This window comes from Gammaproteobacteria bacterium (assembly GCA_021647245.1).
Taxonomy (GTDB): domain Bacteria; phylum Pseudomonadota; class Gammaproteobacteria; order RBG-16-57-12; family RBG-16-57-12; genus JAFLJP01.
Genome location: JAKIVC010000013.1, coordinates 1 through 26,411, shown reverse-complemented (window position 1 = coordinate 26,411; position 26,411 = coordinate 1). Strand labels below are relative to the sequence as shown.

Genomic DNA, 26,411 nt, shown 5'->3' with positions numbered 1-26,411 from the left:
CAACGAAAAGGATCGAAGAAATGGGCCGGAATGGCTTTTCCACAGTAGGTTCACCCTCAGCCCGACAGCCTCCTAGCTTAACGATAATTTAATGGGCGTTTTTAAGGAGTTGACAATGGCGGTTGGCAGCACAGAATTACCCACTATGTTACCCATTGCTGGCGTGCGTTTAGCCTCAGTGAGTGCGGGGATTAAAAAGCCGGGTCGAGATGATGTAGTTTTGATTGAACTAGCCGAATCGACACGCTGTGCGGCGGCTTTTACACAGAATGCCTTTTGTGCGGCGCCAGTCGTTATCGCTAAGCAGCACCTGAATGCGGGGGCTCCCCGTTATCTGTTGATTAATACCGGAAACGCCAATGCGGGCACCGGTAATGCGGGCTTGCAGGCCGCACAGCAAAGTTGCCACTCGTTGGCTCAAGTTGCCGGCTGTCGGGATAATCAGGTTTTACCGTTTTCAACCGGGGTGATTGGTGAGGCGCTGCCGGTCGAAAAGATTGAAGCGGTGCTGCCTGAGGCGGTTGCAAAACTTGATGAGCAGGGCTGGAAAGAGGCCGCCTGGGGTATTCTGACAACCGATACGGTGGCCAAAGGGGCCTCTTTTGAAGTTGAAGTTGATGGGCATGCGGTAACCATTACTGGAGTATCAAAAGGCTCGGGTATGATCCGCCCGGACATGGCCACTATGTTGGCCTATATTGCCACTGATGCGGCGATTGCCCCGCCGCTGTTGGCCCAATGCCTGAAACAGCTGCTTGATCGTTCATTCAATCGAATTACTGTCGATGGAGATACCTCTACCAATGATGCATGCCTATTGATCGCTACGGGTAGCAGCACTCTTCCTGAATTGAGTGACGAAAATGATCCTCGATATAAAACACTGCTTTCAGCTTTGAGTGCGGTGTTTGAGACCTTGGCGCAAAAAATTGTCCGTGATGGCGAGGGGGCGACCAAGTTAATTACCGTTGATGTACTCGAGGCGGCAAGCGATGCGGAAGCGCAGGCGGTCGCCTATACGGTGGCGCACTCACCGCTGGTTAAAACCGCTTTTTTTGCTAGTGATCCTAACTGGGGGCGTATCTTGGCTGCCGTAGGTCGAGCGGGTGTTGAGGCGTTGGTTTTGGAGAGAGTCGAGATCTATCTTGGTGATCTTTGCATCGTGAAGGGTGGGGGCAGGGCCGAGTCGTACCGTGAAGCGCTTGGACAGCAGGTGATGAAAGCAGATGAGATTACCATCACCATTAAGCTGGCACGGGGTGCTGTGAATTGCACTGTCTGGACCTGTGATTTTAGCTACGACTATGTGAAAATAAATGCAGAATACAGAACCTGAGCAAAGTAGAAGGAAAAAGCACATTCATGTGGCGGTGGGTGTTGTCAGTAATGATAAAGGCGAAATACTGATAGCTCAACGCCTTGCACATCAACCCCAAGGAGGGTGTTGGGAGTTTCCGGGAGGCAAGCTTGAGCTAAATGAGAGCGTAAAGCAGGCGCTCTGCCGGGAGCTGCATGAGGAGCTGTCGATAGAGGTGGGGCAGGCGGTGCCCCTCATCACCATCCCATTTGAGTACCCAGAGTACTCTGTCGTATTAGATGTTTGGCGGGTGACCGCCTATGCCGGCGTGCCGTATGGACGTGAGGGTCAGGCGGTTGCCTGGGTCAGCGTGGATCAGCTGGATATGTTCACCTTCCCAGAGGCTAACCGGGCAATTATCAGCGCAATACGACTCCCTTCACGCTACCTAATTACCGGTAGACCGGCGGATGATCCTGAGTTGTTTATGCAAAGGCTTGAAAAATCGCTGCAACGAGGGGTTACACTGGTTCAGTTGCGCACAAAAACATTGAGTGACGAGGCGTTTCTCTCTTTGGCCAAACGTGTGCTTTCGCGGTGTCATCACGCGGGTGCAAAAGTGTTGTTGAATGGAGTCCCTTCACTGATGGCAGCGTTGCCGGAGGCGGATGGGATTCAACTCTCCAGCCACCATAGTCGTGGGTTCAGTGAGCGGCCAATTGCGGCAGATAAACTATTGGGAGTCTCCTGCCACACGCTGGGCCAACTTCAGCATGCGGTGAAAATGGGTGCGGATTTTGCGCTGCTTTCACCCGTACTGAAAACCGCAACCCACCCAGATGCGGAGCCACTTGGTTGGCGCCAGTTTGCAGCACTGGTTGCGCAGGTACCACTGCCCGTCTACGCACTGGGTGGTATGGATACTTCCCTAGAAGGTAAAGCGCATCGATGTGGTGGACAGGGGATTGCGGCAATTAGTGCTTTATGGGGTGTGTGATTACGACTCACTATCCAGTGGGTTGACAGGGGTCGGTTCACCCTTGATTCGGTGTCCTTCGCTTGCCCACTCACCCAGGTCAATTAGTTTGCAGCGCTCGCTACAAAAGGGACGCCAGCGAGACTCAGCTTCCCATTTGACACTCTTTTGACAGGTGGGGCATTTTACTTTGATGATGTTCATAATCCGCTCAGTGTAAGTTGAAAATTAACGGGTTTGTTTGCCTGTTGAGGGCGCGAGGTGATCGATGCCTCCATAAAACGAACCGTAAAACGGTGGCGGCCACCACTCACCTCAGGAAAGGTATTATCTTCTGCACTGACACCAATTCTAATCATTTGGTAGTGGTGGCTGCTATCCAGTGTCTGTTGGAAAAAGCCATTATCAGCAAATTTTTGCTGCGGCGACGAGCTTTCACGGATAAGCTTGATGAGCAGATCATTGGCGTGGCGTACCGGGCGTAGCAGTTGATGCCATAATTTAAGGTCGTATTGGCGGTTTTCAACCGATTGTTCCAGCCAGAAATGGAGCATCGGCAAGTCAAAGTCACAGGTGCCCCCCGCAATAGCTGAACGCTGCTTGATATTGTTGATCAGCTCATTTTGACGTAACGCCTGCCCCAGTACGCCGCTGATGCCAATGAGCTGATCGGAGTAGCGCTCTAGCTGCTGGAGAATGGTATCCAATTGTTTTTTGTCGACTTCTGGTCGCTCTTTTAGCTGAGCCAAGGCGTTGCTTTGGCGCTCCATCTCTTTAATATATTCAGTTTTCAAATCTGCACGGTTAAGTACCTCGAGAATATCGATCAGCGCGCTGAGAGCACCGCGGCTATCCCAGCAGGTCTGGCCTGCAAGAAAGTGATCACTTTGCTGAAAGAGTAACTCCAGGCGCAACAAAGTGCGCACTCGTTCATTGAGAGGTTGTTCGTAGTAGACCATTTTTTGCACAAATATATCCGATGGTGAAGCGATTTGTGCGATTGTCTAACACTTTGGAGCTTCTGACAAATGCTTGTCAGCCAGTTTCAAGTATTTCAGGTGCAGTTGTTGTATTTTTTCTTGCAGATCATTGATGCTGCCACTGTTCTCAATGGTGTCGTCGGCAGCTTGTAGGCGCTCTTGCCGATTGACTTGTGAATCAAGAATGGCGCTGGCTGATTTTTCATCAATATGGTCTCTCTGCATTGTGCGTTGCAGTTGTTGCTGTTCTGGAGTATCAACCACTAAAATCCGATCCAGCCTGTTTTTCCAGTTGCTCTCTAGTAGTAGTGGGATGCTCAAAATGCAGTAGGGTACATTGCGGCATACGCTATTGCTCCTCTCCAGCATTCGCTGTCGAATGAGCGGGTGCAAAATGGCCTCCAGTTGCTTACGTTTTTCCGGGCTGGAGAAGATGATCTCACGCAGCTCTCGGCGCTTCAGCTGGCCACGGTTGTCGACTACCTGCTTACCAAACAGCGTGCTTATTTCTTGCAGTGCAGGTTGCCCGGGGGCAGTGATCTCCCGCGCAATGAGATCGGCATCAATAATGGGTATGCCCAGTGAGGAGAAGTGTTTTGTTACCGTGGTTTTCCCTGAGCCAATACCACCGGTTAAGCCTATTTTTAGCATACGATTTATATTTTGCAGGCTAGGCTAGCCCTGCAAACTCCAGGTAAGCCTGGTTGATTTCAGCTCCCCAGATAAGCGTTATCCAGCCAGCCGCAGCTAGGTATGGGCCAAATGGAATGGGGATATTGCGATCCCGGCCACGGGCGAGGATCAGCGTAATGCCAACGACAGCACCCACAATACTGGAGAGTAGAATAATCACCGGCAGTAGTTGCCAGCCCATCCAGGCACCCAGCACGGCCAACAACTTGAAGTCGCCGTAGCCCATTCCCTCTTTTCCGGTGAGTAGCTTGAAGAGCCAGTAGACTGACCAGAGAACCAGATAGCCGGCGGCAGCACCGATTAGGCTGGCGTGGCTATCGACAAATACCCCACCTAGGCTAATGAGCAGCCCAAGCCAGAGCAGTGGCAGGGTGATGTTGTCGGGTAGCAGCTGATGGTCAAAATCGATCATGGTCAGGGCAATTAAAGACCAGCTGAAAATCATTGCTGCAAGTGCTTGCCAGCCTGCACCAAAATGCCATGCAACGATAGCGGTCATGATAGCGCAGACCAACTCAACGGTCGGGTAGCGAATGGATATTGGATTTTGGCACGAGCTGCACTTGCCACGCAGTAGCAGATAGCTGATTAGCGGGATATTCTCCCACGGGCGAATCTTGTGATTGCAGTGTGGGCAGCGTGATGCTGGAGTGGCGAGGTTGAATGGTGTAGCGGCTTTCTGCTCTGTATCGGGTTCTAGCAGTGTGAGGCATTGGCTGCGCCACTCGATCTCCATTATTTTGGGCAGGCGGTGGATAACTACATTTAAAAAGCTACCCACCAATAGCCCTAACACGGCACTCAGCGCGGTAAAAAGGCCGGGGCTTTGCTGTAGTTGCTCTATCAAAAAATTCATCGTTAGACAACGGAACCCATTTTGAAAATAGGCAGGTACATGGCGATAACCAATCCACCAATGATGATGCCGAGAAAAGCCATGATGAGCGGCTCCAGTAGGCTGGTGAGGCCATCAACCGCATCATCAACTTCTGCTTCATAGAAATCGGCAATCTTCTCCAGCATGCCATCTAACGCGCCGGTCTCTTCGCCAATGGAGACCATCTGCAACACCATATTGGGGAAAAGCTCGGCCTGTCGCATACAAATGGTCAGCTGTTGGCCAGTGGCGACCTCATCACGCATCACCGCAATCGCTTCTCCATAAAGGCTGTTGCCAACAGTGCCGGATACGGTATCCATCGCCTCTACCAGCGGCACACCGGCTGCAAACATGGTTGAGAGGGTACGGGCAAAACGTGCAATGATCGATTTCTCCAAAATGGTGCCGATGATAGGGAGCTTCAGAACAATCCGATCGAGCAAGCGATTAAACTGTTTGGAGCTGGCTTTTAGTTTTTTTAAGATAATGGCAATGACCACGATGACGCCAAAGACAAGATACCACGTCTCCTGAAGAATTTCGGAGAGGTCTACTACAAACTGGGTCAATGCCGGGAGTTCGCCCCCAAAGTTTTCAAACATTGACTGGAACTGGGGTACCACAAAAATCAGTAGAATCGCGGTAACTACAAAGGCGATGACTATCACTGCGATGGGATAGAACATGGCGCTTTTTACTTTTGACTTGATCGCCTCACTTTTTTCCATGTAGGTGGCGAGTCGGTGTAGCAAGCCTTCAAGAATACCCGCCTGCTCGCCCGCCGCCACCAGATTGCAAAATAGCGTGTCAAACTGTTTGGGGTGTTTCGCTAGCGCCTCGCCCAAGGATAAGCCCCCTTCAATATCACTTTTCACCACCAGCAGCAGTGCTTGCATGGTGGGGTTGTCATGTCCCTTGGCAACAATTTCGAATGACTGTACCAGCGGCACACCGGCAGACATCATGGTGGCCAGTTGTCGGGCAAAGATGGTGATATCTTTGGTGGTTATTTTTCTCTTTCCCCCAGCGCCGCCAAAGAGAGGTTTTGGCTTCTTTTTTACCTTGGTGGGTTTTATCCCCTGGCGGCGAAGCTCCGCTTTAATCAGTGCAATGGATGCGCCGTCCATTATCCCTTTAACGGGGTGGCCATTTTTGTTAATGCCTTCCCAGGTAAAAGATCCCGATGGTTTTTTAGCATCTTTGGCCATGATGATTAGTCCTTGGTTACACGGTTGATTTCTTCAAGGCTGGTTTTACCCTGTAAAACTTTTTTCAGGCCGGACTCTCTGAGATCGGGGATCTTCTCGGCCCTGGCCTGGTCAGCAATTTGGATGGCGTTTCCCCCTTCCATTATGATGCGGCCTATCTGATCTGAAATAGGCATGACCTGGTAGATGCCCACACGCCCTTTATAGCCGTCACTGCAGTGATCACAGCCCACCTGCTTATAAAGGGTAATCTCTTTGGTTTGTACTTTGCTTACCTGCTCAGTTGTAAAGCCTTCAGCGAGTAGCGTTTCGGAAGGAATGTCAGCCGGTTGTTTGCATTTTTCGCAAATACGCCGAGCCAGACGCTGGGCAATAATAAGCGTGACCGCAGAGGCAATATTGAAGGGTGCGATGCCCATATTCATCATGCGGGAGAGTGTTTGCGGGGCATCATTGGTATGCAGAGTGGAGAGCACCAGGTGACCGGTTTGAGCCGCTTTGATAGCGATTCCGGCGGTTTCAAGGTCACGTATCTCACCCACCATGATCACATCGGGATCCTGGCGTAGAAATGCTCTGAGTGCTACCGAGAAGGTGAGCCCCACTTTTTCATGCACATTAACCTGGTTGATGCCATAGAGGTTAATTTCAGCCGGGTCTTCAGCGGTGGAAATATTGCGATCCTCGGTGTTTAAAATATTGAGGCCGGTGTAGAGAGAGACCGTTTTACCGCTGCCGGTGGGGCCGGTGACCAGAATCATCCCATAGGGCTTGGCCAGCGCATTTAGGTAGAGCTGTTTCTGCTCCGGTTCGTAGCCGAGGGCATCGATGCCGAGGCTGGCACTGCTCGGATCGAGAATTCGCATGACAATTTTTTCGCCAAACAGTGTTGGGCAGGTGTTAACACGAAAGTCGATCGCACGTTTTTTGGAAAGCTTCATTTTAATGCGGCCATCTTGAGGAATGCGCCGCTCGGAGACATCCAGTGATGCCATGACTTTTATGCGAGCCGATACCCGTCCCGCCAGGGCGATGGGGGGTTGAGCCAGCTCATGCAGCATGCCGTCGATGCGTAGACGAACACGAAACTGTTTCTCATAGGGTTCAAAGTGAATATCAGAAGCTTCTCTGTTGATGGCATCAAGCAGTACTTTATGGACAAAACGCACCACCGGGGCGTCATCAATATCGACATCGGTACTGGTATCAGGCTCTTCATTGCCAGAGCTGATGTCGAGATTATCCAGATCGCTATCACCGAAATCGGCCAGCGAGGTGTCAGAGGCTTCGAGCATCTCATCGATGCGTTGCTGCAATTTGTCATCTTCAACCAAGATCGATTCAATGGCCAGTCCGGTATTGAATTTTATCTCATCGATCGCCTGGGTGTCGGTGGGGTCGGAGACCGCAACAAAGAGATAATTACCACGCTTGCTAATGGGCAGGCCGCGGTGTTGGCTAATTAACTTGGGGTCAACCAGCTTGATGATATCAATATTGATATCAACCTCATTGATATCCAGTAGCGGCATGCCAAATTCATTCGATGCCAGCTGGGCTAAGTTCAGGCTGGAGACGATCTCTTCCACGGCAAGATGGTTTACCAGCGTCCGCTTTGCTTCCTGCGCATCGTGTTGTGCTTTTTTCGCGACGGCTTCATCGATGAAACCGTCCATTACCAATCGACGAGCCAGTCCGCTGAGTCTTATCTGTTCACTGCCCATATATACTTCTATGTGAGGTTTTAGATGATAGTTTTTCAGTATACTTGCTGGGGCTGCATATTACACCCTCGGCGTACCCCGCAGCATATAGCTTGCCGCTGCTCTGTCTACTGGTTGGGAAGGTTATCGGCGCTTGCGGAAAAAAGTAAACGCTCTCTGCGCTTCGATTAACCTATATTTCTCTTTGCGCTGTTGCGGGAGAAAATGACAACCATAGCGGCACTCAGGAGTGAGACCAACAGCGCCACCCCGCGAGCAGTGAGTGCAGCGGCTACACCCGCTTCAAAATTTCCATGTAGCAGTGAGGTAAAAAAGCCGCTGAGCAACTCTGAAATCCCCATATTTCCAGGGATTATATTGATAACCAGCGAGATAAACTTGAGTGATGTGTAGAGCATTATAAGCTCGGTACTCACGGGAACATTGAAGGTTGTAAACAGAATGGCAAACAACAGTGCGTTGCTGAGAAGAATTGAAAGATTAATGAGTGAACTTGAGACTAACAGGCGGCGGTTACGGGCTAACTGAAAAAAGGCAGTGGCTAATGATTTGAGCCATGGCTGGCTCACTCTTGCAACAAGGTGCTGTTGAAAGTGCCAAGCCAGGGTCAGCAAGATAGGCAGCACTAGGAGTATTATGAGTGGGTAGGGTAGATAGTCAGAACTCTGTTTATAGAGGTAAACAGAGAGTGCAATCAGTGCAATCAGAGTGAAGCAGCTGAGGCGGATTATAAGCTGAAACCCAGCAATGGCAACGGTGTCGCTGTAGTCGATGTTGTGCTGCTTTTTGAGGTAGAGACTTTTGAGCGCGGTGCCCCCTTGTGCGGGGAGCAACATATTGGCGGTGCCGCTAAGAATGCCCACGGGAAGCCAGGTTCGCCATGATAATTGAGTGCCAAGACAAGAGAGCATGAGGGGTAGTAATACAGTCTGCAAGCCGAGCTGAATGACGGTGAGCAGGAGCAGTGCCGCAATGGTTGACGCGGGCAGCTCGATAACCGGTTGGAATAGCTCGCGAATACTCCAGGCGTAGCCGAGGATTGCGAGCCACAGCACGATACTGACTATCTTTGTTGTCGTGGGTGTGAGAGAAAACGCCACCTTCTTCAAGGAGCCTCTGAATAGACCCATTTACATTTCGACGCGAGTTCGGAGCTGCTTTAAAGATTCCATTTGAGTCAAATAGTACCTGAATGCCAGCTGTTTTTGGTCAAGAATTGCTTGGGAGTGTGCTGCAATATCCATACTCTCAAGCCACTTTATGGCGCACGCTCCTCCTTCTCTGTTATCAACCGGAAGTTGCTTCAAAGTTGACATTCGCAAGCCGTGCCACAGTTGAAATGTAGGTAGCCCCAAGGAGCAGGCGGCGACGCAGCCATGCAGCCGGGTGGAGAGTATGGCATCAAACTGTTGGTATGTTTCGAGCAGTGATTCACCACTGCTAATGGTGTTGATTTTTGTGTCGGCAGCGACTGTTTTTAAATATTCAGCATCTTTTTTTGAGTGGCAAATCAGCTCGACATTGGCAAAATGCTGTCGAACTTTATGAAAAGTGTTTATGGCATATTCGAAGCCCGATCTATTCATGCGAATCAGATTGCTGTGGGGGGCTTGTAGTGTGATACCAATTTTGTTGAGCGAGTGGCGTGGTGCTGTTTGGTCTGAGCAGAAGAAGGCAGGGCAAGGGGCCTGCTGGGGTTGATATGGCGTAAAGCAGCTTGCAGTCTGCTGATCTCGCACGATAAAGAGCTCAGTGAGCTGGCGCAGAATCTGGTCAATTTTTTGTGTGGCGACGGGGGGTTTGGAGCTACCAACACCCAAAAATGCGCAATGAATGCGCTGCTTTATAATGTAGCGTAGTAGCGGGTCATTGCTACGATCGGTTTGCCGCAGTCGCAGTATTCGGGCCAAAAAACGGGCGCTATAGGGGCCTTTTAACAGATCACCCAGGCTTGGGAATTCTGAGCACCACTCAGGCGTACCTGCAAAAATAACGTAGTCAATGGCTTGTGGGTGGGCACTACTCAGGGCATCTATGCGCTGTTGTTTATGGGCAGGGTTGCGGTCGTAAACTCTCTTCTGATAGCGGATGCCAGCGGCCGCCAGTAGTCGCTCGATGCCCATCAGAATCACCTCATCTCCGGGGTTAAATTGCTGTGTGGTTGAGAACAGAATAGTGGGTAATTTAGGCATGGAGTGGCTATGATCATTCGAGTTAAGGTTGTTTCTTTTGCACCGAGAAGTAGACATTGGCACCCTCTCCCACATCGCTAGCGAAGTGGCCACTGCATCGCGTACTGCCATCACTCTCAATGATCTGGTAATGGTAACCGAAATCCTTGAGTAAAGCCCAAAGTTGTTCTGGCGTGTAGTCAAAGCGCGCTGTCCAGAGTGGATTAACCTCGAGTAGTAGTTCTGGCTGGTGTGATTTAAGCAGCTTGCGGGCACCTTTTAATACCAACATTTCCGCACCCTCTACATCACATTTGATCAGATCAATTGAGGTGATGGCGTGGTGCTCTATATAGTGGTCGAGGGTGGTGGCCGCTACCGGGGTTCCTTTTGCTGGCGAGCTATGCTTGGATCGAATGATATGGTTGAGTGGGTGCCCAAGTTGCTGGGTGCTGAATATCTCGCTGCCACAGCGGTCGCTTACTACCCGCTGGTTTAGTTTGACGTGTGATTTGAACCGGTTACGCTCAATGTTTTTGTCTATATTGCTGTAGGCGAAGGCACCCGGCTCAAAAGCGTGAATGCTGATGCCGGGATAGCGATGGGCCGCGTGAAGTGTGAACCAACCAATATTGGCTCCAATATCAATGAAGGTGCTGCTGTTGTTGAGCTGTTCAAGTAGTCGCTGTGTGATTTCGGGTTCATACTCACCGCGGTAGATGCAAGGCTCAACCCCGGCGCCGGGGATTTCCGTGATATATCGTATCTCCAGCCCATTGGGTAGTGTCACCCACGCTTCACCCGCCTCGAAGATGACCCTTTTGAATGCCTGCTTATGGCTGATGTTACACCCCCGCTTCATCCACTCGGTGAGTTCAAACTGCCGGCTTCTTTCAGCGTCGAACAGTGCAGCATAGAGTTTTCGCAGCGGCGTGAACTGTTTTAGTTGGTTTGCCAGCATGTGCAGTAGTGATCTAAATCTATATTTCATCGGTTGTTCAATACCCCTTCAGCGGCGGAAGGTGATTATATACCTGTTGAGGGGTAATGTGCTCGAGGCACTCTCTATCGGGGCAGTGTATGGCTTTTTCTGGGTTCATTTGGTTGTCGAAGCAGGGGCGGCAGGCTAGTTTGCTCTCCAGCGCGATGGCACCGTTGAGTGCCGGGCCAGTGAGCAAGGCGGAGGTTGGCCCATAGAGACAGAGTGTTGGGGTTTTCATGACGGTGGATAAATTGGCAATGCCGCTATCATTGCCAACAACGGCGTGTGCTTGAGAGATGAGTGCGAGCGCATCGGGCATTGAGGTTTTATCGACCAAGTTTTTAACACGCTGTTGTTGGGTGGTATGGCGAAGAATAGATTGAGCCTGCGCTTGGTCATCGTCACCACCGCCCAGTATGACCCATTGAAAATGAGCACCCAGATTGATCAATTCGGCGTAGTGGTGGGCAGGCCAAAAGCGCCACTGGGCATTTCGCCCGCCCCCCGCACCCAGAACAATGTAGGGGCGGTTAATATCATACTGTTGTAGTAACTGGGTGACCTCATCCGCGCTGTTGCTAGCAATAAAGGGCGGAGGGGTGAGCGATTGGTATTGTGGTTCTGCGGCATAGAGCTGGTGTAGGGTAAGGCGGTTCTGCTCGTCGCCCGCATCAACAGGATTATTGATGGCTGACTTTTGCAGCCAGTTGGGTTGTGTGTGAATGCCTACTCTTTTGTGGCAGCCAGACAAGCGGGCGAGCAGCAACATATCAGGCTGGTTGGATAAAAAACTGATTACGATGGCCTGATAATGCTCTTGTCTGATCGCCTGAAGGCGATTTAGCCAGCGAAACAGGTAACGGATCAGGCCAATGCCACCAAGTTGGCGCTTTAAATAGTGAACATCGCCAATCAGTTGGTTGTGTGAAAGTAGCTGATTGCCTGCATTGGGGTAGGGGATAACCAGGTCAATTTTCTCTGCACCGTATTTAGCCAGCAGTGCGGTTAGCGAGGGGTAGATAAAGCACCAGTCGCCAATGCCAGAAGGGCCAAGGTAGAGGATTTTTTTCATAAATTCAGTTGCTTGTTGTACTGCTGATTACCCAGTGCTCGCGCCATCCAACCATTACACCAGCGCAACAGGGTAAAGCGTTTGGTGAAGTGCTTGGTCTGCTGGTAATAGAAGCGCCCCTCGGGGTGGTACATGTTATCCAGCGTCCAACGGGTGATCTTTTCCGCCAGCCCTGGGTACTGTTGCGGGTGGCGCGAGAAGGTGAGAATCCCCTGGGCGGCACCATGAATGTCGTGGGGGAAATCCACATCGTGCATCCAGCGGGGCGAACCGTCGGGGTTGAAGAGCTTTTCGGCGTAAAACGCTAGGCCGTTATCGTAGTTTTGTTGCCACTGATAATCGGCTGTTGCATCCATATAGCGTTGCAGCGCATCGAGAATGAAACCGGTGTGGTAGTTGTCGTGGCTGATGCGCGAGTCGGTGGGTGGGTCGGTATACCACCAGGCGTGATAATCGGTCTGCTGGTTGATCACATAGCGCACCAGACGTTCGGCAGTTTGTTGGTGTTTACTTTCGTTGCTAAGGGCATTGTGTTGGGCGATGACGGTGCCGATCAAGATGCTGACATCCATGACCCGCATACTCATGGGCATTGGCATATAACCTAGGCAGAGTTCATTTTTTTGATCTTTGAGTGGGGTTAAATCATTGAGTAAAAACTGCAGGGTGCTGGCGACGATCTCCAAGTAACGAGGGTTTTGGCTGCATCGATACCCCTCTAAAAATGCTTCGCAGACAAAGCAGCTGACGACCGCGTTGGGGGTGTTAGTGGGTGCGTAAAAGCCAGGGTCCTGCCACGGGTAGTGGTAGCCCCAACAGCTTCCCGACCAGTTGCCGGGTGAGCGGTTTTGTTCTATCAGTGTGAGTAGCTGTTCAGCTTCAGCAAGGTGTTGTGACTGGTTAGAGACACGGTAGCGATCAAACAAGCCCATGGCAAAAAGTGCCAGCCCCTTGGGGTTGTACACCTTGGGGTTAAGCAGTAGTGGGCGCAGGTTAAGCGGTGAGCGCATCACCCCCTGAATGGCAACCAGCCGTGGCCATTTTGACCAGCCCAGGCTGGCTTTTAGCAGTGGGCTATTCAGGCCATCATGTTTGTTATAGCCGCGCCATGTTTGCTGGCGGCTGTAGTTATAGAGCTGGTCGAGGACCGCCTCTATCTCACTGTTTTCAACTGGCATCTTTACCTTCAAATTGCATCATCCACATATGGGTCAATAACATAAGGTAAAGCATGAAGTAATGCCAGCGCAGTCCGGTGCGAGGGGGGTGTTTTTGTACCCAATCGATAAATGTGTAGTTGAACAGCCCATGCCGCTCAGTGATCTCCTGATTTAACCAACGCTCGGCAATGGGTTTGAGCTGCTGATGAAAGAAGTGCGGTGAGTCCAGTTGAAAGCCGCTTTTAGGGCGTTGCAGAATTTCAGCAGGTAACAGCTCCTTTATGACCTGGCGCAGATACCCTTTAGCGCCCCCGCTCATTAGCTGCTCCGGGCGGAATTGCTGCATATGGGCAATCAAGGGAGCATCTACAAACGGGGTACGTACTTCAACTCCGACCGCCATGCTGACGCGATCTTCCTGCCAAAGCAGGTCGTTGACCATCTTGTTATGCAGCTCAAATTGCGCCATTGAGGCGATGGGAGATGCTGTTTTAGGCCAGCGCCGTTCGAGCAGTTCAAAGCTATTGTCGAGTGGCTGATCCAGCATTCTCGGGCCGTAGATCTGCCGGCGCATTTTGGGGTTATCCCATACATTGCGTAACAGGCCATAGAGCTGAGGCCAGTTGCCCAGCTGTTGCAACATCTGCATCGCCCGCTGGGGTTCGCTCCAGGGGGTGCGTTGCAGGGTGCTTATTAGCTGGTTGCCCAGCGCCCCCAGTGGCTGGCTGGCCAACCTGGGGAGCCAGCGGCTGAGGTGCTGGCATTGGTTGAATATTTTATGGGCATTGTAGCCGAAAAACAGCTCATCTCCACCCAACCCAGAAAGCACCACTTTAACCTCTTTGCTCGCCAGCTGCGCCAGCTGACTCACTTGCAGGGCGTTGACCTTGGGTGTCTCCAGATGCCAGACCAGACTCAGTAACTGCTGCTCCAGGTCGCCACCAATCTCACCTTGTTGATTTTGAATGTTTAAGAGCTGAGCACTGCTTGCGGCGTTGATCGCTTCGTTTGGGTCATCACCCACCGCCAGGGTAAAGCTGCGCAGCGGCTGTTGTTGCACCGCAATGGCAGCGATGGTGGCGGAATCAATGCCACCGGAGAGGTAGCAGGCCACCTCTACATCGGCGGTGAGGTGTTGCTCTACGCTGTTGCGAAGCTGTGACAGCGTGTCGCCGGTGGTTGTGGCGGTAGGTTGAATCAAGTGCTGTTGCAGTACACCGCTGGGTTGCCAGCTTAATACCGTAGCGGGGGGAAGTTGTGAAACCCCTTTAAACAGGCTGATACTCCCTGGCAGGTAGCGGAAGTTCATTAGCTGGTGCAGTGCATTATGATCTAGCTGGCTCTTTTGTGGCTGGCAGGCGGGCAGTGCTTTGGCCTCTGAAGCAAAGTAGAGCTGCCCCCCCTGATGCTGAATAAACAGCGGCTTGATACCCTGTGGATCACGCACCAGAAAGCCCTGCTTAAGCTGATTGTCCCACAGGGCGAAGCTGAACATACCGCGTAGCCGCGAAAACCCCTGCCAGCCATCGGCACGGTAGAGCTCGAGAATTACCTCGGTATCGGAGTGGTGCTGAAAGGTGTGGCCTCGCTCGGCTAATGTTTTGCGCAGTGCTTGATAGTTGTATATTTCACCGTTAAAAATGATGCAGTAACGTCCATCGTGGCTGTGCATCGGTTGCTGACCACCATTGGGGTCGATAATAGCAAGGCGGCAGTGGCCTAATGCCGCGTGGTCAAACAGTTTTATACCCTCACCATCTGGGCCGCGATGGATAAGGGTGCGGATCATCGACCTGAGTGATGTCTCTGCATCGGCGCTGATCGGGGCAGCGGAAAACCAGCCGGCAATGCCACACATGTTACGACTCCAGTGAGGCTTGGTAGTGTTGCAGCGGCGCTGGAAAGGTGGTGATACAGTGCGTGACAAACCGTGCAACGTCGATGGTTTCGTTCAGTAGTTGCTGGCGAGCCTGCTGCCAATGGCTTTCGGGGTGGGCTAACAGCTCATCAATACTCTTTTCAAGCGCAGACCACTCAATGGTGTGCAGGTTTTTTACCAAGCCAAACTGCTGCTCCTGTTGGGTGGTGTAGCCGCGTCCGGTCTCAGCCGCGTAGAGTGCCGGTACACCTAATACGGCACACTCTGAGGCCATGGTGGCGCTTTCGCCAATAAATAGCCGGCTATACGCCATCACATGATGAACTTGATTTATATTGCCCTGATAACGGTAGCGATCCATCGCCGGACTGAGTGGAGCCTCTGAGGAGATTAACACCTTACCCAGGGGGCTGAGTTTGTTAATTAACTTTTCCAGTAGTGCCTCACTCCAGCCATTTTCACCCACATCATGGTTGGCTTGCCAAGAGACCAGGCGCAGAAAAAAAGTATCCGCTGTATCGCTGAGGCCATTTTCTATCGCAACTTCGCGCTCAGCAGTGAAGTAATGAGGGTGCAGGTAGCTGAGTTCGTGATAGCCGTGATAGCGAATATGCCGCTGCTTGGGGAGCCAGGCGTGGTAGCAGTCGGGCACGATAACAGCAGAAGCGAGTGGGTAGGTGATAGCGTTTTGCAGGGTGGCATTTTCCGTATCGTAAAAAACCAGTGACGGTACGCCGGTCAGCTTACCCACATGGGCGATAAAAACGCCGCCAATGGCCGCCATGATGTCGGGTTTAGTTTTTTTTACCACCTTAAGCAGTGCCATGTCCCGGCAGATCAGCTCCTTGCCGAGGGCAAAGAGGCCGCCTTTGCCTAAAGCTGAAAGTGGGTGGTGCTCCAGCCCCATGCCGTCCAGCAGTGCCAGCGCACACTCCTTATCTCGGCTGGTGATGATGATCTCATGCCCATCGGCCTGTAGCTGCCGGATTGGCTGGTGGAAGAAGTGAACATGAGCGGGGTGGCCAATATCAATTAATACCCTCATTTGCGGTTTTTGTCCTGATAAAGTAGCGCGGTGATCTGCTCTGAAATCAGGCCGATTAGAAAGATAATCACCGCACTGCTTAGCAGCATGGCACTCATATTGGTAAAGCGACCTTCAGTAAAAAAGGTGTAGGCGTAGTAACTTAAGCCAATAGCGCCGTGTAGCAGGCTAATGGGAATAAACAGCTTGAGCGGCGAGTAGAGGGTGCCCACTTTGAAAATGATCAGCAGAAAACGTACGCCATCCCGCCAGATATTAATGTGGCTTTTTCCTTTTCGCTGCTGCACATTAATCGGCAGGTAGGCCACCGCATAACCGGCGCGGAAAAAAGCCATGGTGCTGGTGGTGGGGTAAGAGAAGCCGTTGGGTAGCAGGTGGAGGAACTCACGAAACTTGTCGGCGCGTACCACACGAAAACCGGAGGTGAGATCTTTTACGGTATGCCCAGTCATCCAGCTGGCCAATCTGTTGTAAACACCGTTTGCCAAGAGCCGCCCAATACCCGCCTGCCCTTTACGGTCACGGGCACCCACCACCATATCGTACCCCTGATCCAGCTTGTCCAGTAGTGGCTGAATCTCTTTTGGCTGGTGCTGCCCATCCGCATCCATAAACAGCAAAATATCGCCACTGGCGGCACGTGCACCGGATTTTATCGCCGCACCGTTGCCTATGGAGTAGGGGTGGGTGATTACCTTTACGTTGTGTTGAGAGCATATCTCTGTGGTGTTGTCGCTTGAGCCATCGTTGATAATAATAATTTCAGCGTCAGGATGGGCTTTTAGGAGTAACGGAAGAAGGTGCTGTAGCGAGGCGGCTTCATTTTTGGCGGGGATGATGATAGAGAGCTTATTGGACAGTGTGCTTATCATGGGAATGATCTTGGCAGTGGTAAAAGAGTGGCTGATGTTAACACCCTAATCCCCAGCGAGGAACAGCGTCGTCACAATATCAGCCAGTAAGCGGGTAAGGCCCTATTTTTAAAGCAGCTGCAGATACAAAAAAAGCCCCCTCAAGTTATTGAGGGGGCTTTCTGTCGGGTGGGTTTAAATCAAACCCTGTGCGGCATTAACGACATGTGGCAGGACGGTATTTCACATCATTGGTGCTGTTAGTAGCGCAATCCCACTCAATTGAGCCACCGGCAGGAATGGTGCCTGCAACCAGTGCAGCCCCCCCTGTTTCTGGAGTAAGTACGATGGTGTTACCACCCGCTGCTGCGGTATAGGATATGGTGATTTGGCCATTCGCTCCGTCAATGGCGAGACCAGCTACCGCATCAGTGACAGCGGGGGCGGTCCAGCCTTCGCTTAGTGGATTTACGGCTTGCGCGGCATTTTCAGCAACGGCGATTTTGGCACCTGCGGCAAGACTAAGCCCTTCGGTTACTTTGGCGCGTACGGTATAATCTTGATAGGCAGGCAGTGCTACTGCTGCCAGAATGCCGATGATCGCTACAACGATCATGAGTTCGATGAGGGTGAAGCCTTGTTGTTTTTGTATGATCATGATGTGTTCTCCACGGTGATGATTAATTCAAAGTTGCTACTTACCCTTAGAGACTGCTTGTGCCCTTCGGGTGGCAGTGACTTCGGAATCGGCTGATTGCCTTGCTTGTGTAAGCTGCACTCAGTGTGCCAAGTTGTCTTTTTGAAATCAAATGTTTTATTTTGTTTTGAGAACTCTTTCCTTTTCAGGGTGTTGCGCTGGTTTTATTGTCTGATTTCGGTTGCGATCTGTCTGTATTGATGTTAGATAGTGTGACAATTTTTGTCAGCTTCCGCCCCGCTGTGGCGATACCTTGTGGCGTAGTGACCCTCTATTTTATTGTATTTATTGTGGTATCTATTCCATGTCGAGTTTTTTGAGGCGATAGCGCAGGGCGCGGAAGGTGATGCCGAGTAGCTCGGCCGCCTTGGTTTTGTTGTGGCGGGTTTTTTCCAGGGCTTTTTGAATCAGCTCCCGCTCGATGGACTCCAGGTGCTCCTCCAGCTGGATGTTGTCATTGGCGGCGATGGCGGTGGTCTGCTGCTGTGGCGGGTTGGTGGTTGTGGTGGTCTCTGTTGGGCTTGGTCTTTCAACTGGCGGCGGTAGTTGCAGGTCGCTGAGGATGACCTCTTCTCCTTCGCAGAGGGTTAAGGCGCGTTCAAGGGTGTTTTCCAGTTCGCGGACATTGCCAGGGAAGTGGTATTGATAGAGTGCGTGCTTTGCTTGTTCAGTGAGTTGTGGCGGGGTGATGTTTGCCTGTTGGGCGAGCTTATTGATAATGTGCTCCGCCAGCTGTGGGATATCCTGCTGACGCTCGCGCAGCGGTGGAACTCGTAGTTCAATCACGTTGAGTCGGTAGAAGAGATCCTGGCGAAACTTTCCACTCTCTACCAGTTTGGCGAGATCTTTGTGGGTGGCGCAGAGAATGCGTACATCGGTGGAGAGCTCTTTGTCACCGCCCACCGGGCGTACCGCTTTCTCTTGGATGGCGCGCAGTAGCTTCACCTGCATGTGAAACGGCAGGTCGGCTACTTCATCCAGAAAAAGTGTGCCGCCATCGGCGGAGAGAAAAAGCCCCGGTTTATCGGCAATAGCACCGGTGAAGCTACCCTTTTTGTGGCCGAAAAATTCGCTCTCCATCAGTTCACCGGGTATTGCGCCGCAGTTAACCGGGATGAAGGGGCCTTCGCTTCGTGGTCCTTTATCGTGTATCAGCCGGGCGACCAGCTCTTTGCCAGTGCCGGATTCACCGCTGACATAAACCGGCGCCTGGCTGCGCGAGAGCTTGGCAATCATTGAGCGGGTGGTGCGCATGACATCTGACTCGCCGAGCAGAGTATCTCGTGAGCGCCGATCTTTATCTGGCGTGTTATTTAGTTTGAGTGCTGATTTAACCAGGTTGCGTAAAATGGGTAGCTCAATCGGCTTTGAGACAAAGTCGAATGCGCCGTATTTGAGTGCCTGTACCGCTGACTCGACGTTGCCGTGTGCGGTGATTACCGCGCACGGCATCTCGGGCGCTTTGAGTTGCAGGTGTTCTACCAGGGTGAGCCCATTGCCGTCCGGCAGCCGCATATCGGTGAGGCAGATATGGAATTTGTGCTTCTGCAGCAGGCTGTAAGCCTCTTTGAGTGTGGCAGCGGTGAAGGATTCGATACCCATGCGCCCTAGGGTCAGCATCATCAGTTCGCGAATGTCGGGTTCATCATCAACAATTAAGGCCAGGTGGTTGCTCATAGTCTCTGCTGTGTAGTATCCAGGTTGCTGAAGGTGATTCGGAAGCGAGCGCCACGACTACTCTCTATATAGTCCAGTGTCGCGTGGTTGCATTCGCACAATTCTCTCGCAATGTAGAGGCCGAGTCCAGTGCCGCTGTTTTCGGTGGTGTAGAAGGGTTCGAAGATATGTTCCGCATCTGCCGGGCTAATGCCGGGGCCATGATCTTCTATATCGAGATAGGGGTGCTGGTGGGTTGGTGAGGTGCCATAGTGGAGCTCTACTTTCGGGGTGTCTGGGCAGTGACGGCTATGGTGTATGGCATTGTTGCAGAGGTTAGAGACGATTTGGTAGAGGTGGGTGGGGTCCATAGCAATGGTTTCATTGCTGTTGATGTGAATCGCTATATCATCTATGTCGATCGGGTTGCTGCTGATGAGTTCATCTAAAAAGGTCTCGAGCCACTCATCGACGACAATGGTTGTTGGCTTAAACTCTTCACGCCGGCTCAGTTGTAAAATGCTCTCAATGATGGTGTTCATGCGGCTGGAGTGGTTGCTGATGATTTCGATCAGGCGTTTATCTTCTTGCTCCAGTGCCGGGGATTCATCGAGCAGCTGTGCAGCATGGCTTATCGCTCCCAGCGGGTTGCGGATTTCGTGAGCAATGCTGGCAGTCAGTTGGCCGAGGGAGGCGAGCTTAAGGTGTTGTACTCGCTGGGAGAGGGCGGAGCTATCTTCTAGGAAAATAATAGTCCCCTGCTCTGCTTGGCTGCCCAGTAGTTTGAAGTGAGCGCTGATTTTACTGCCCTTTTGTGGTGTTTTAAAATGGCTATCGGGTTGCTGTTTTGTCTCTGCCCAGTGTTGGTAGTGTTGTTGTAGTGTGGCCGGCAGTTGGTTGAGGTGGACGCTCTTGTCTGGCAGCCCTAAAAGTTGCAGAGCCGTTTGGTTGACGAGGCGAATGCGTTGATTTTTGTCGATCACCAGCACGCCCGATTGTAGCAGCTGTATGACATGTTGATTTAGCTGGGCAAGGTTGGCCAGGTCAATGCCCCGCTGCTCGGCCAGCTGCTCACTTTCTTTTAGTCGGCGGTTAAGGGCGGTGCTGAGCAGCGCCACAGCAAAAAAAGTAGCTCCCAGCAGACCGGCCTGGGTGTAGTTAACGCTGAGCTGGTCAATTAATTGGCTGTAGCCTCGTTCGCCCAGTAATGCCAGTGTAGCGAAGGAGGCGATGAGGATGGCGCCGCGCTCGGGCAGTAGCAGCGCGGTACCGATGATGGTGATGATCAGCAGTATCTCTAAAGAACCTTCGCCGCTGTTAAGGGCGTGGGTGAGCGTGGTGATGGCGATGATGTCGATAATGGCGTAGAGGTAGACCTGGGTGCCGAAGCGGGGCTGCTGTTTGTGGGTGGTGATTAAACTGACCACTGAAAAAAGTAGAAACAGCAAGCTGGCATTCTGAAAAAGTGCCGAATGTGCTGTCTGCACGACGCTGTTGGTTGTGGGCAGTAGTGTGAGTCCGAAAAGTGTTGTTGCCAGAATGATGCGGAAGATGTTGAATAGGCGCAGGGTGCGCCAAGGATGAGCTTGCGATGACGCTACCGCCGGGTGTTGCACTAGTAGCGACGCTCCACACAAAAATTAAGCAGCTCATGGAGTGCATTGCGAAACGGCGAGTCGGGTAGGTGGCTGAGTGACTCTCTGGCAATTTCAGCTTGGCGCTGGGCAATTTCAGCGGTGTAGTCGATAGATCCGGTCGCAGTGATTGCTTCACTGACCTGGTCAATTAAACTACGATCGCCGTTAATGATGGCGTTGCGAATGGTCTCCCGTTGCTGCTCGGTGCCGGTACGCATGGCGTATATTAGGGGAAGGGTCGGCTTGCCTTCGGCCAGGTCATCGCCTACATTCTTGCCCATCTCCTCAGCGGTGGCACTGTAATCCAGTACGTCATCTATTAATTGGTAAGCAATGCCCAGATGCAAGCCAAAGTTAGCCATCGCTTTCTCTTGTGCTTGGCTGCTGTTGCTGATGACCGCGCCGAGTTGTGTGGCGGCTTCAAATAGTTTGGCTGTTTTGCAGCGATTGGCTGCCATGTAGCTCTCTTCGCTGGTATCCGGGTTGCGACTGTTGAGTAGCTGCATCACCTCACCTTCCGCAATGGTGTTGGTGGTGTGGGACATGATCCCCATAATCCGCATGCTGTCGAGTGCTACCATCATCTCAAAGGCACGCGAGTAGAGGAAATCACCCACCAAGACGCTGGCCTGGTCACCCCAGATGGCATTGGCCGTTTCTGATCCACGACGTAGCAGTGAGTTGTCCACCACATCGTCGTGCAGCAGGGTTGCGGTGTGAATAAACTCGACAATGGTGGCAAGATTGATGTGGTCACTGCCCTGATAGTCAAAGGCGCGTGCCGTCAGCAGCAGCAGCATTGGGCGTAGGCGTTTGCCACCACTATTTATAATGTGATGACCCATCTGGTTGATGAGTGCGACATCGGAGTGCAGGCTCTCAGTGATCAGTTGATCGACCGAATGGCGCTCCTCTTCGATTAGCGCCTGTATTTCAGCCAACTCATGATCGCGCTGTTTTGTGGTAAGTGTGTCAGACATTAAAATATTCAGAATCTGGCTGTTGTTTGAGTCGATAAATCTACCTTGCCCAATCTCAGGATGCAAACGCTATCTCATTTTATTCTGTGATTTTGAATAGGGTTTTATCTGGGTGGCGAATTAATAGCGTAAACCATTTGACGGCTGTGGTAGATGTGGTTAAACTTTGCCGCCTCGAAACGTATGGTTTATAAGTTTACGCATTGCGCAGCCTAATCAGGTGGTGCGGGTGCAGAGTTGGAGATTTAACATGTACGCTGTAATCAAGACCGGCGGAAAGCAATATAAAGTATCTGAAGGCGAAACCCTGAAGATTGAAAAACTGACTGCTGAAGTAGGTGGTGCAGTGGCATTTGACGATGTTTTACTGGTTGCTGACGGTGAGGATATCAAAGTCGGCACTCCTCGGGTAGAGGGTGGCAAGGTTAGCGCTACCGTGCTCTCCCATGGTCGTGGCAAGAAAGTGATGATTATCAAGTTCAAGCGCCGTAAACACTATCGTAAGCAGGCGGGTCATCGCCAAGCATATACTGAGGTCCAGATTACTGGGATTTCGGCTTAACTAATTTGTAAGGGGTTTAGCAATGGCACATAAGAAAGCGGGTGGTAGTACTCGTAACGGTCGCGATTCTGTCTCCAAACGCTTGGGTGTTAAGCGTTTTGGCGGTCAAGAAGTAGTTGCTGGTAATATTCTGATCCGCCAGCGCGGCACTCATTTCCATCCTGGCTTGAATGTCGGCATTGGTAAAGATGATACACTGTTTGCAAAAGCAGATGGTCGTGTTGTCTTTGAGGTGAAGGGCCCTAAGAATCGTAAGTTTGTGAGCGTATTGGCAGCTTAAGCAGACGAGCCTGACTCTGTGTTGAAGAAGCTCTGCCTTTTCTGGTAGGGCTTTTTTTGTTATTTAAGATCTGAATGATGTCTGGTTGAACCCATTGGGGTGTTGGCCCCTTGGCGGTGTGAGTTATGAAGTTTGTTGATGAAGTGGTCATTGTGGTTGAAGCGGGTAATGGCGGTAACGGCTGTGCCAGCTTTCGTCGTGAAAAATATATCCCCAAAGGGGGTCCCAATGGGGGCGATGGCGGGCATGGTGGCAGTGTCTACCTGACAGCCGATGAGGGGTTGAATACGTTGGTGGATTTTCGTCATGTGCGTCGTTATCGTGCAAAGACGGGGCAGACAGGTATGGGTCGCGATATGTATGGCAAGGGGGGTGACGACCTGTATGTTCGTGTGCCAGTAGGGACGGTTGTTACCGATGTCGATACTGAGGAGGTGATGGGTGATTTAACCTCTTCAGGAGATGTGCTGTGTGTCGCCATGGGTGGCCGTGGTGGTCTGGGTAATACCCATTTCAAAAGTAGCACCAATCGAGCACCGCGCCAATTTACATCCGGTAAAGAGGGTGAGCAGCGCGAGTTACGCTTAGAGCTGAAATTGCTGGCAGATGTTGGCCTGCTGGGCCTGCCCAATGCGGGTAAATCGACATTTGTACGTTCGGTATCTGCCGCTCGCCCAAAGGTGGCAGATTACCCCTTTACCACCCTGCATCCTAATCTCGGTGTGGTGAGTATTGAGTCACATCGCAGCTTTGTTATTGCTGATATCCCCGGTTTGATTGAGGGTGCAGCTGAAGGGGCCGGTTTGGGGGTGCGCTTCTTGAAGCATCTGGCGCGCACCCGCCTACTGCTTCACCTGGTTGATGTTTCACCGTTTGGCGATGATCGTCACCCGGTTGCCGATGCGCAGTCGATTATTGTCGAACTGGAAAAATTCAGCCCGGAGTTGGTATCCAAAGAGCGCTGGCTGGTGTTGAATAAACTTGATCTGGTGCCCATAGATGAACGAGAAGCCTGTTGCCAGGCGATTATTGATGGTTTGCAGTGGCGTGGGCCGGTTTATAAAGTGATCGGCTTGAGCGGAGAGGGAACCCGTGATTTGATGTATCACATTATGGAGCGCGTCGAGCGAGCCAAGCAGGCAGAATTAGAGCAGCAAGCAGATGACAATAAGTAGACGGCAACAGCTTATGCGCTATAAGCGCTGGGTGGTGAAAATCGGCAGTGCACTGCTGACCAATGATGGCGAAGGGCTTGATCACCAAGCGATAGCGGAGTGGGCTGCTCAGTTGGTGGCTTTGCGCAGCCAGGGTGTTGAGGTGATATTGGTCTCATCTGGCGCGGTGGCTGAGGGTGTTTCACGCCTTGGTTGGAGCGCGAGGCCGGAGACACTGCACGAACTGCAGGCGGCAGCGGCTGTTGGCCAAGTTGGCCTGGTGCATACTTATGAGAAGGCATTTCAACAGCATGGTTTGCACTCTGCACAGATTCTACTGACCCATGATGATCTTTCCAATCGTACCCGATACCTTAACTCACGCAGCACGCTTAATACGCTGGTGGCATCCAATATTATTCCAGTTGTTAACGAAAATGACACCGTATCAACCGATGAGATCTGTTTTGGTGATAATGACACCTTAGCGGCACTGGTGGTTAATCTGCTTGAGGCCGATCTTCTGGTGATATTGACCGATCAGCAGGGGATGTATGACTGTGACCCTCGTCATAATGAAAATGCACGGTTACTGGATCAGCTCTCGGCAAATGATCCGTCACTTGTTAAAATGGCGGGTGGCGGTGGTGCGCTAGGGCGTGGCGGTATGGTGACCAAGGTGCGTGCTGCGAAGCTGGCAGCGCGCTCTGGTGCGGTAACTGTGATCGCGTCAGGCCGCCAAAAGAGTATATTGCAATCCATTTTTGAGGGTGAGGGGCAAGGTACACTACTTTATCCAGACAGCGAGCCAGTGAGTGCGCGCAAACAGTGGTTGGCGGGGCATCTTCAGAGTTGTGGGTCGCTGTTGTTGGATGAGGGCGCGGCAAGTATATTGAAGCAAAAGGGTGGATCGCTACTGCCGGTTGGTGTTAAGGCAGTGACGGGGGATTTTCGCCGTGGTGAGCTGGTCGTTTGCCTGGATGCGAGTGGATGTGAAGTTGCACGGGGCCTTATAAACTATGCGGATGATGAGGTGGCTAAAATAATTGGCCATCCAACGGATGAAATTGTGGGGCTATTGGGTTATATCGACGATGAGGAGTTGATACATCGGGATAATCTGGTGCTTAGTTAAATCGTAGCTGATCAGCGTATTCATCGCGAAAGCGTCTCGGTTTTAGGGGAAATATAAACACGCTGAATAGTGACGTTAAATCTAGTTATTGACAGACATAAAAAACCCGCAATGCGGGTTTTTTTGTGCAGCTGGTGTCTCTACTAAGCGGCAGATTTGATGCGTGCATTTAGGCGGCTCTTGGTGCGAGCTGCTTTATTTGCATGGATCAGTCCTTTGCGAGCCGCTTTGTCAAGCGCGGGTGCCGCGGCCTTGTAAGCAGCTTCAGCGAGTGCTTTATCACCACCGTCCAGGGCTTTTAGTACTTTCTTGATGGTAGTGCGCATTTCACTGCGTTGAGAAGTGTTCAGTTGACGGCTCTTCTCTGCCTGGCGGGCACGTTTTTTAGCTTGTGCTGAATTTGCCAAAGGTCTACTCCTAAAATTTTCCGTTGAATATTGTTCGATCGATACCGAAGGTCGGCTAATATGCGTTTTTTTTGCTGCTTTGTCAATGTTACCGATGCTTTTTTATTATCATGATTGACAGTGTGGGGATTAGGGTGTGTGTTGTATCGGTTGATGTGGGTTGGATTCTGGCACTGTATGCGCTTTTTTGTCAGTAGTGTCCGGTTAGGTACTTGCATGTAAACCCTCCGGATTTCGAGAATCTACGTCCCCAGGATCTGGTGGTATGACCTGTGATTCTCGGGTTTCATTGAGGGCTTTGGTTCGCAGCTCTCTCACGTGCTTTATAGAAACGCATTTATCATGTTCCTCATGGCAGTAAATAGCTAACAGAAGATAGGTGATCAAGCCGGATAAAATTTGAAAAAGTGAAGAAGGGGTTAAATGCAATATTATCCGCTTAACTGTCCAGCTTGATAAACCAAGCTCTTATCTTCTTTCAATCGGTTCTCCCTTTTTTGTTAGCTCGATGAGGTTCATTGCCGTATAGGTAGTTTATAAATAGTGGTAAAGGCAGGAAAATAGGGCTTCAATTTATGGTTTTGTCTATTTGATGGTCAAGTTTTAGTTGGAGTGTGGCTTTGTGGTCTTGACGGCCAGCTATGAGTAGTGACTCTAAGTGAGTGTTTCAGTTGAAAGCTCGGTATTCACTTGGGTATTGCACAAGTCTGCGCAAAGATCGCGCTCTGCAAATAAAAAGTGCCGATATGCTGGGCGGTTAAAAAATAGCAGAATAATGGGTGTGTTCTGGAAAAATGGTGCCTGGGAGAGGACTTGAACCTCCACGGGGTTGCCCCCACTAGCACCTGAAGCTAGCGTGTCTACCAATTTCACCACCCAGGCATGCGCGATGAACTCGAACAGGGTGTTCGATGAGGGCGAACTATACAGAGGCGTTTTTTTTCTGTCAACACCCTAATTCTAGTGCTAGTCGCTAGGTGGAAAT

Annotated in this window: 25 protein-coding genes, 1 tRNA gene and 1 pseudogene; 6 read left to right on the top strand and 21 right to left on the bottom strand. The window is 51.4% G+C overall.

Annotation, left to right across the window (positions count from 1 at the left end):
• Positions 1-115: 115 nt before the first annotated feature.
• Both argJ and L3J94_05185 read left to right on the top strand, forming a co-directional pair.
• Positions 116-1,336, top strand: coding sequence for a bifunctional glutamate N-acetyltransferase/amino-acid acetyltransferase ArgJ (gene argJ / locus L3J94_05190; GenBank protein ID MCF6218147.1), 1,221 nt, complete (start codon positions 116-118; stop codon positions 1,334-1,336).
• Positions 1,317-2,294, top strand: a complete 978-nt coding sequence (locus L3J94_05185; protein ID MCF6218146.1) for a Nudix family hydrolase — start codon at positions 1,317-1,319, stop codon at positions 2,292-2,294. The genes argJ and L3J94_05185 overlap by 20 nt, the downstream gene beginning before the upstream one ends.
• Here the strand turns inward: L3J94_05185 and yacG are convergent, their stop codons facing one another.
• The 18 genes from yacG to L3J94_05095 all read right to left on the bottom strand — a co-directional run bounded on the left by yacG (position 2,295) and on the right by L3J94_05095 (position 21,888).
• Positions 2,295-2,477 (bottom strand): DNA gyrase inhibitor YacG, encoded by a 183-nt coding sequence (gene yacG / locus L3J94_05180; protein MCF6218145.1) that lies wholly within the window; start codon positions 2,475-2,477, stop codon positions 2,295-2,297.
• Positions 2,474-3,232 carry a cell division protein ZapD gene (zapD, locus tag L3J94_05175; protein MCF6218144.1) on the bottom strand — a complete coding sequence of 253 codons (759 nt, stop codon included), beginning with the start codon at positions 3,230-3,232 and terminating at the stop codon, positions 2,474-2,476. Before zapD ends, yacG begins: the two co-directional genes overlap by 4 nt.
• Positions 3,233-3,277: 45 nt before the next feature.
• Positions 3,278-3,904: a dephospho-CoA kinase gene (coaE, locus tag L3J94_05170; GenBank protein MCF6218143.1), complete on the bottom strand. Its 627-nt coding sequence runs from the start codon at positions 3,902-3,904 to the stop codon at positions 3,278-3,280.
• 19 nt (positions 3,905-3,923) lie between these two features.
• Positions 3,924-4,802 carry an A24 family peptidase gene (locus tag L3J94_05165; GenBank protein ID MCF6218142.1) on the bottom strand — a complete coding sequence of 293 codons (879 nt, stop codon included), beginning with the start codon at positions 4,800-4,802 and terminating at the stop codon, positions 3,924-3,926.
• Between the two features lie 2 nt (positions 4,803-4,804).
• Positions 4,805-6,034 (bottom strand): type II secretion system F family protein, encoded by a 1,230-nt coding sequence (locus tag L3J94_05160; protein ID MCF6218141.1) that lies wholly within the window; start codon positions 6,032-6,034, stop codon positions 4,805-4,807.
• A 5-nt stretch (positions 6,035-6,039) separates the two neighbouring features.
• Positions 6,040-7,758: a type IV-A pilus assembly ATPase PilB gene (pilB, locus tag L3J94_05155; protein ID MCF6218140.1), complete on the bottom strand. Its 1,719-nt coding sequence runs from the start codon at positions 7,756-7,758 to the stop codon at positions 6,040-6,042.
• A 167-nt stretch (positions 7,759-7,925) separates the two neighbouring features.
• The gene (locus L3J94_05150) at positions 7,926-8,813 is read right to left on the bottom strand and encodes a flippase-like domain-containing protein (protein ID MCF6218139.1); all 888 of its coding nucleotides are present in this window, start codon (positions 8,811-8,813) and stop codon (positions 7,926-7,928) included.
• 75 nt (positions 8,814-8,888) lie between these two features.
• Positions 8,889-10,007 carry a polysaccharide pyruvyl transferase family protein gene (locus tag L3J94_05145; GenBank protein MCF6218138.1) on the bottom strand — a complete coding sequence of 373 codons (1,119 nt, stop codon included), beginning with the start codon at positions 10,005-10,007 and terminating at the stop codon, positions 8,889-8,891.
• A complete protein-coding gene (locus L3J94_05140; GenBank protein MCF6218137.1) occupies positions 9,973-10,920 on the bottom strand; it encodes an FkbM family methyltransferase in 948 nt (315 codons plus the stop codon). Before L3J94_05140 ends, L3J94_05145 begins: the two co-directional genes overlap by 35 nt.
• Before the next feature lie 7 nt (positions 10,921-10,927).
• The gene (locus L3J94_05135) at positions 10,928-11,983 is read right to left on the bottom strand and encodes a glycosyltransferase family 9 protein (GenBank protein ID MCF6218136.1); all 1,056 of its coding nucleotides are present in this window, start codon (positions 11,981-11,983) and stop codon (positions 10,928-10,930) included.
• Positions 11,980-13,161 (bottom strand): hypothetical protein, encoded by a 1,182-nt coding sequence (locus tag L3J94_05130; GenBank protein MCF6218135.1) that lies wholly within the window; start codon positions 13,159-13,161, stop codon positions 11,980-11,982. The genes L3J94_05135 and L3J94_05130 overlap by 4 nt, the downstream gene beginning before the upstream one ends.
• Positions 13,151-15,001 (bottom strand): asparagine synthase (glutamine-hydrolyzing), encoded by a 1,851-nt coding sequence (gene asnB, locus L3J94_05125; GenBank protein ID MCF6218134.1) that lies wholly within the window; start codon positions 14,999-15,001, stop codon positions 13,151-13,153. The genes L3J94_05130 and asnB overlap by 11 nt, the downstream gene beginning before the upstream one ends.
• Position 15,002: 1 nt before the next feature.
• Entirely contained in the window at positions 15,003-16,067 is a 1,065-nt protein-coding gene (locus L3J94_05120; protein MCF6218133.1) for a DUF354 domain-containing protein, read from the bottom strand.
• Complete coding sequence (locus tag L3J94_05115) at positions 16,064-16,939, bottom strand: glycosyltransferase family 2 protein (protein MCF6218132.1); 876 nt, start codon at positions 16,937-16,939, stop codon at positions 16,064-16,066. The genes L3J94_05120 and L3J94_05115 overlap by 4 nt, the downstream gene beginning before the upstream one ends.
• Before the next feature lie 196 nt (positions 16,940-17,135).
• The gene (locus L3J94_05110; GenBank protein ID MCF6218131.1) at positions 17,136-17,570 is read right to left on the bottom strand and encodes a pilin; all 435 of its coding nucleotides are present in this window, start codon (positions 17,568-17,570) and stop codon (positions 17,136-17,138) included.
• 342 nt (positions 17,571-17,912) lie between these two features.
• Complete coding sequence (locus tag L3J94_05105; GenBank protein MCF6218130.1) at positions 17,913-19,292, bottom strand: sigma-54 dependent transcriptional regulator; 1,380 nt, start codon at positions 19,290-19,292, stop codon at positions 17,913-17,915.
• Positions 19,289-20,887 (bottom strand): PAS domain-containing sensor histidine kinase, encoded by a 1,599-nt coding sequence (locus L3J94_05100; protein MCF6218129.1) that lies wholly within the window; start codon positions 20,885-20,887, stop codon positions 19,289-19,291. The genes L3J94_05105 and L3J94_05100 overlap by 4 nt, the downstream gene beginning before the upstream one ends.
• Complete coding sequence (locus L3J94_05095; protein ID MCF6218128.1) at positions 20,887-21,888, bottom strand: polyprenyl synthetase family protein; 1,002 nt, start codon at positions 21,886-21,888, stop codon at positions 20,887-20,889. The genes L3J94_05100 and L3J94_05095 overlap by 1 nt, the downstream gene beginning before the upstream one ends.
• A gap of 250 nt (positions 21,889-22,138) precedes the next feature.
• On the opposite strand from L3J94_05095, the gene rplU reads away from it, so the two are divergent.
• From rplU to proB, 4 genes are all read left to right on the top strand, one after another.
• Complete coding sequence (gene rplU, locus L3J94_05090) at positions 22,139-22,450, top strand: 50S ribosomal protein L21 (protein MCF6218127.1); 312 nt, start codon at positions 22,139-22,141, stop codon at positions 22,448-22,450.
• A gap of 22 nt (positions 22,451-22,472) precedes the next feature.
• Positions 22,473-22,730 carry a 50S ribosomal protein L27 gene (gene rpmA / locus L3J94_05085; protein ID MCF6218126.1) on the top strand — a complete coding sequence of 86 codons (258 nt, stop codon included), beginning with the start codon at positions 22,473-22,475 and terminating at the stop codon, positions 22,728-22,730.
• A 125-nt stretch (positions 22,731-22,855) separates the two neighbouring features.
• Positions 22,856-23,905 (top strand): GTPase ObgE, encoded by a 1,050-nt coding sequence (gene obgE / locus L3J94_05080; protein ID MCF6218125.1) that lies wholly within the window; start codon positions 22,856-22,858, stop codon positions 23,903-23,905.
• On the top strand, positions 23,892-25,019 hold the full coding sequence (gene proB / locus L3J94_05075; GenBank protein MCF6218124.1) for a glutamate 5-kinase: 1,128 nt from the start codon (positions 23,892-23,894) through the stop codon (positions 25,017-25,019). The genes obgE and proB overlap by 14 nt, the downstream gene beginning before the upstream one ends.
• Before the next feature lie 143 nt (positions 25,020-25,162).
• Here proB and rpsT read toward each other — a convergent pair whose 3' ends face one another.
• The 3 genes and pseudogenes from rpsT to L3J94_05060 all read right to left on the bottom strand — a co-directional run bounded on the left by rpsT (position 25,163) and on the right by L3J94_05060 (position 26,308).
• A complete protein-coding gene (gene rpsT / locus L3J94_05070) occupies positions 25,163-25,426 on the bottom strand; it encodes a 30S ribosomal protein S20 (GenBank protein ID MCF6218123.1) in 264 nt (87 codons plus the stop codon).
• A 285-nt stretch (positions 25,427-25,711) separates the two neighbouring features.
• A pseudogene (locus L3J94_05065) lies at positions 25,712-25,834 on the bottom strand (IS4 family transposase).
• 387 nt (positions 25,835-26,221) lie between these two features.
• A tRNA-Leu gene (locus tag L3J94_05060) sits at positions 26,222-26,308 on the bottom strand.
• Positions 26,309-26,411: the final 103 nt, after the last annotated feature.

Coding starts and splice junctions, on each gene's coding strand:
- argJ (MCF6218147.1), top strand. CDS start 116: ATGGCGGTTGGCAGCACAGAATTACCCACTATGTTACCCATTGCTGGC.
- L3J94_05185 (MCF6218146.1), top strand. CDS start 1,317: ATGCAGAATACAGAACCTGAGCAAAGTAGAAGGAAAAAGCACATTCAT.
- yacG (MCF6218145.1), bottom strand. CDS start 2,477: ATGAACATCATCAAAGTAAAATGCCCCACCTGTCAAAAGAGTGTCAAA.
- zapD (MCF6218144.1), bottom strand. CDS start 3,232: ATGGTCTACTACGAACAACCTCTCAATGAACGAGTGCGCACTTTGTTG.
- coaE (MCF6218143.1), bottom strand. CDS start 3,904: ATGCTAAAAATAGGCTTAACCGGTGGTATTGGCTCAGGGAAAACCACG.
- L3J94_05165 (MCF6218142.1), bottom strand. CDS start 4,802: ATGAATTTTTTGATAGAGCAACTACAGCAAAGCCCCGGCCTTTTTACC.
- L3J94_05160 (MCF6218141.1), bottom strand. CDS start 6,034: ATGGCCAAAGATGCTAAAAAACCATCGGGATCTTTTACCTGGGAAGGC.
- pilB (MCF6218140.1), bottom strand. CDS start 7,758: ATGGGCAGTGAACAGATAAGACTCAGCGGACTGGCTCGTCGATTGGTA.
- L3J94_05145 (MCF6218138.1), bottom strand. CDS start 10,007: ATGTCTACTTCTCGGTGCAAAAGAAACAACCTTAACTCGAATGATCAT.
- L3J94_05140 (MCF6218137.1), bottom strand. CDS start 10,920: ATGAAATATAGATTTAGATCACTACTGCACATGCTGGCAAACCAACTA.
- L3J94_05135 (MCF6218136.1), bottom strand. CDS start 11,983: ATGAAAAAAATCCTCTACCTTGGCCCTTCTGGCATTGGCGACTGGTGC.
- L3J94_05130 (MCF6218135.1), bottom strand. CDS start 13,161: ATGCCAGTTGAAAACAGTGAGATAGAGGCGGTCCTCGACCAGCTCTAT.
- asnB (MCF6218134.1), bottom strand. CDS start 15,001: ATGTGTGGCATTGCCGGCTGGTTTTCCGCTGCCCCGATCAGCGCCGAT.
- L3J94_05120 (MCF6218133.1), bottom strand. CDS start 16,067: ATGAGGGTATTAATTGATATTGGCCACCCCGCTCATGTTCACTTCTTC.
- L3J94_05115 (MCF6218132.1), bottom strand. CDS start 16,939: ATGATAAGCACACTGTCCAATAAGCTCTCTATCATCATCCCCGCCAAA.
- L3J94_05105 (MCF6218130.1), bottom strand. CDS start 19,292: ATGAGCAACCACCTGGCCTTAATTGTTGATGATGAACCCGACATTCGC.
- L3J94_05095 (MCF6218128.1), bottom strand. CDS start 21,888: ATGTCTGACACACTTACCACAAAACAGCGCGATCATGAGTTGGCTGAA.
- rplU (MCF6218127.1), top strand. CDS start 22,139: ATGTACGCTGTAATCAAGACCGGCGGAAAGCAATATAAAGTATCTGAA.
- rpmA (MCF6218126.1), top strand. CDS start 22,473: ATGGCACATAAGAAAGCGGGTGGTAGTACTCGTAACGGTCGCGATTCT.
- obgE (MCF6218125.1), top strand. CDS start 22,856: ATGAAGTTTGTTGATGAAGTGGTCATTGTGGTTGAAGCGGGTAATGGC.
- proB (MCF6218124.1), top strand. CDS start 23,892: ATGACAATAAGTAGACGGCAACAGCTTATGCGCTATAAGCGCTGGGTG.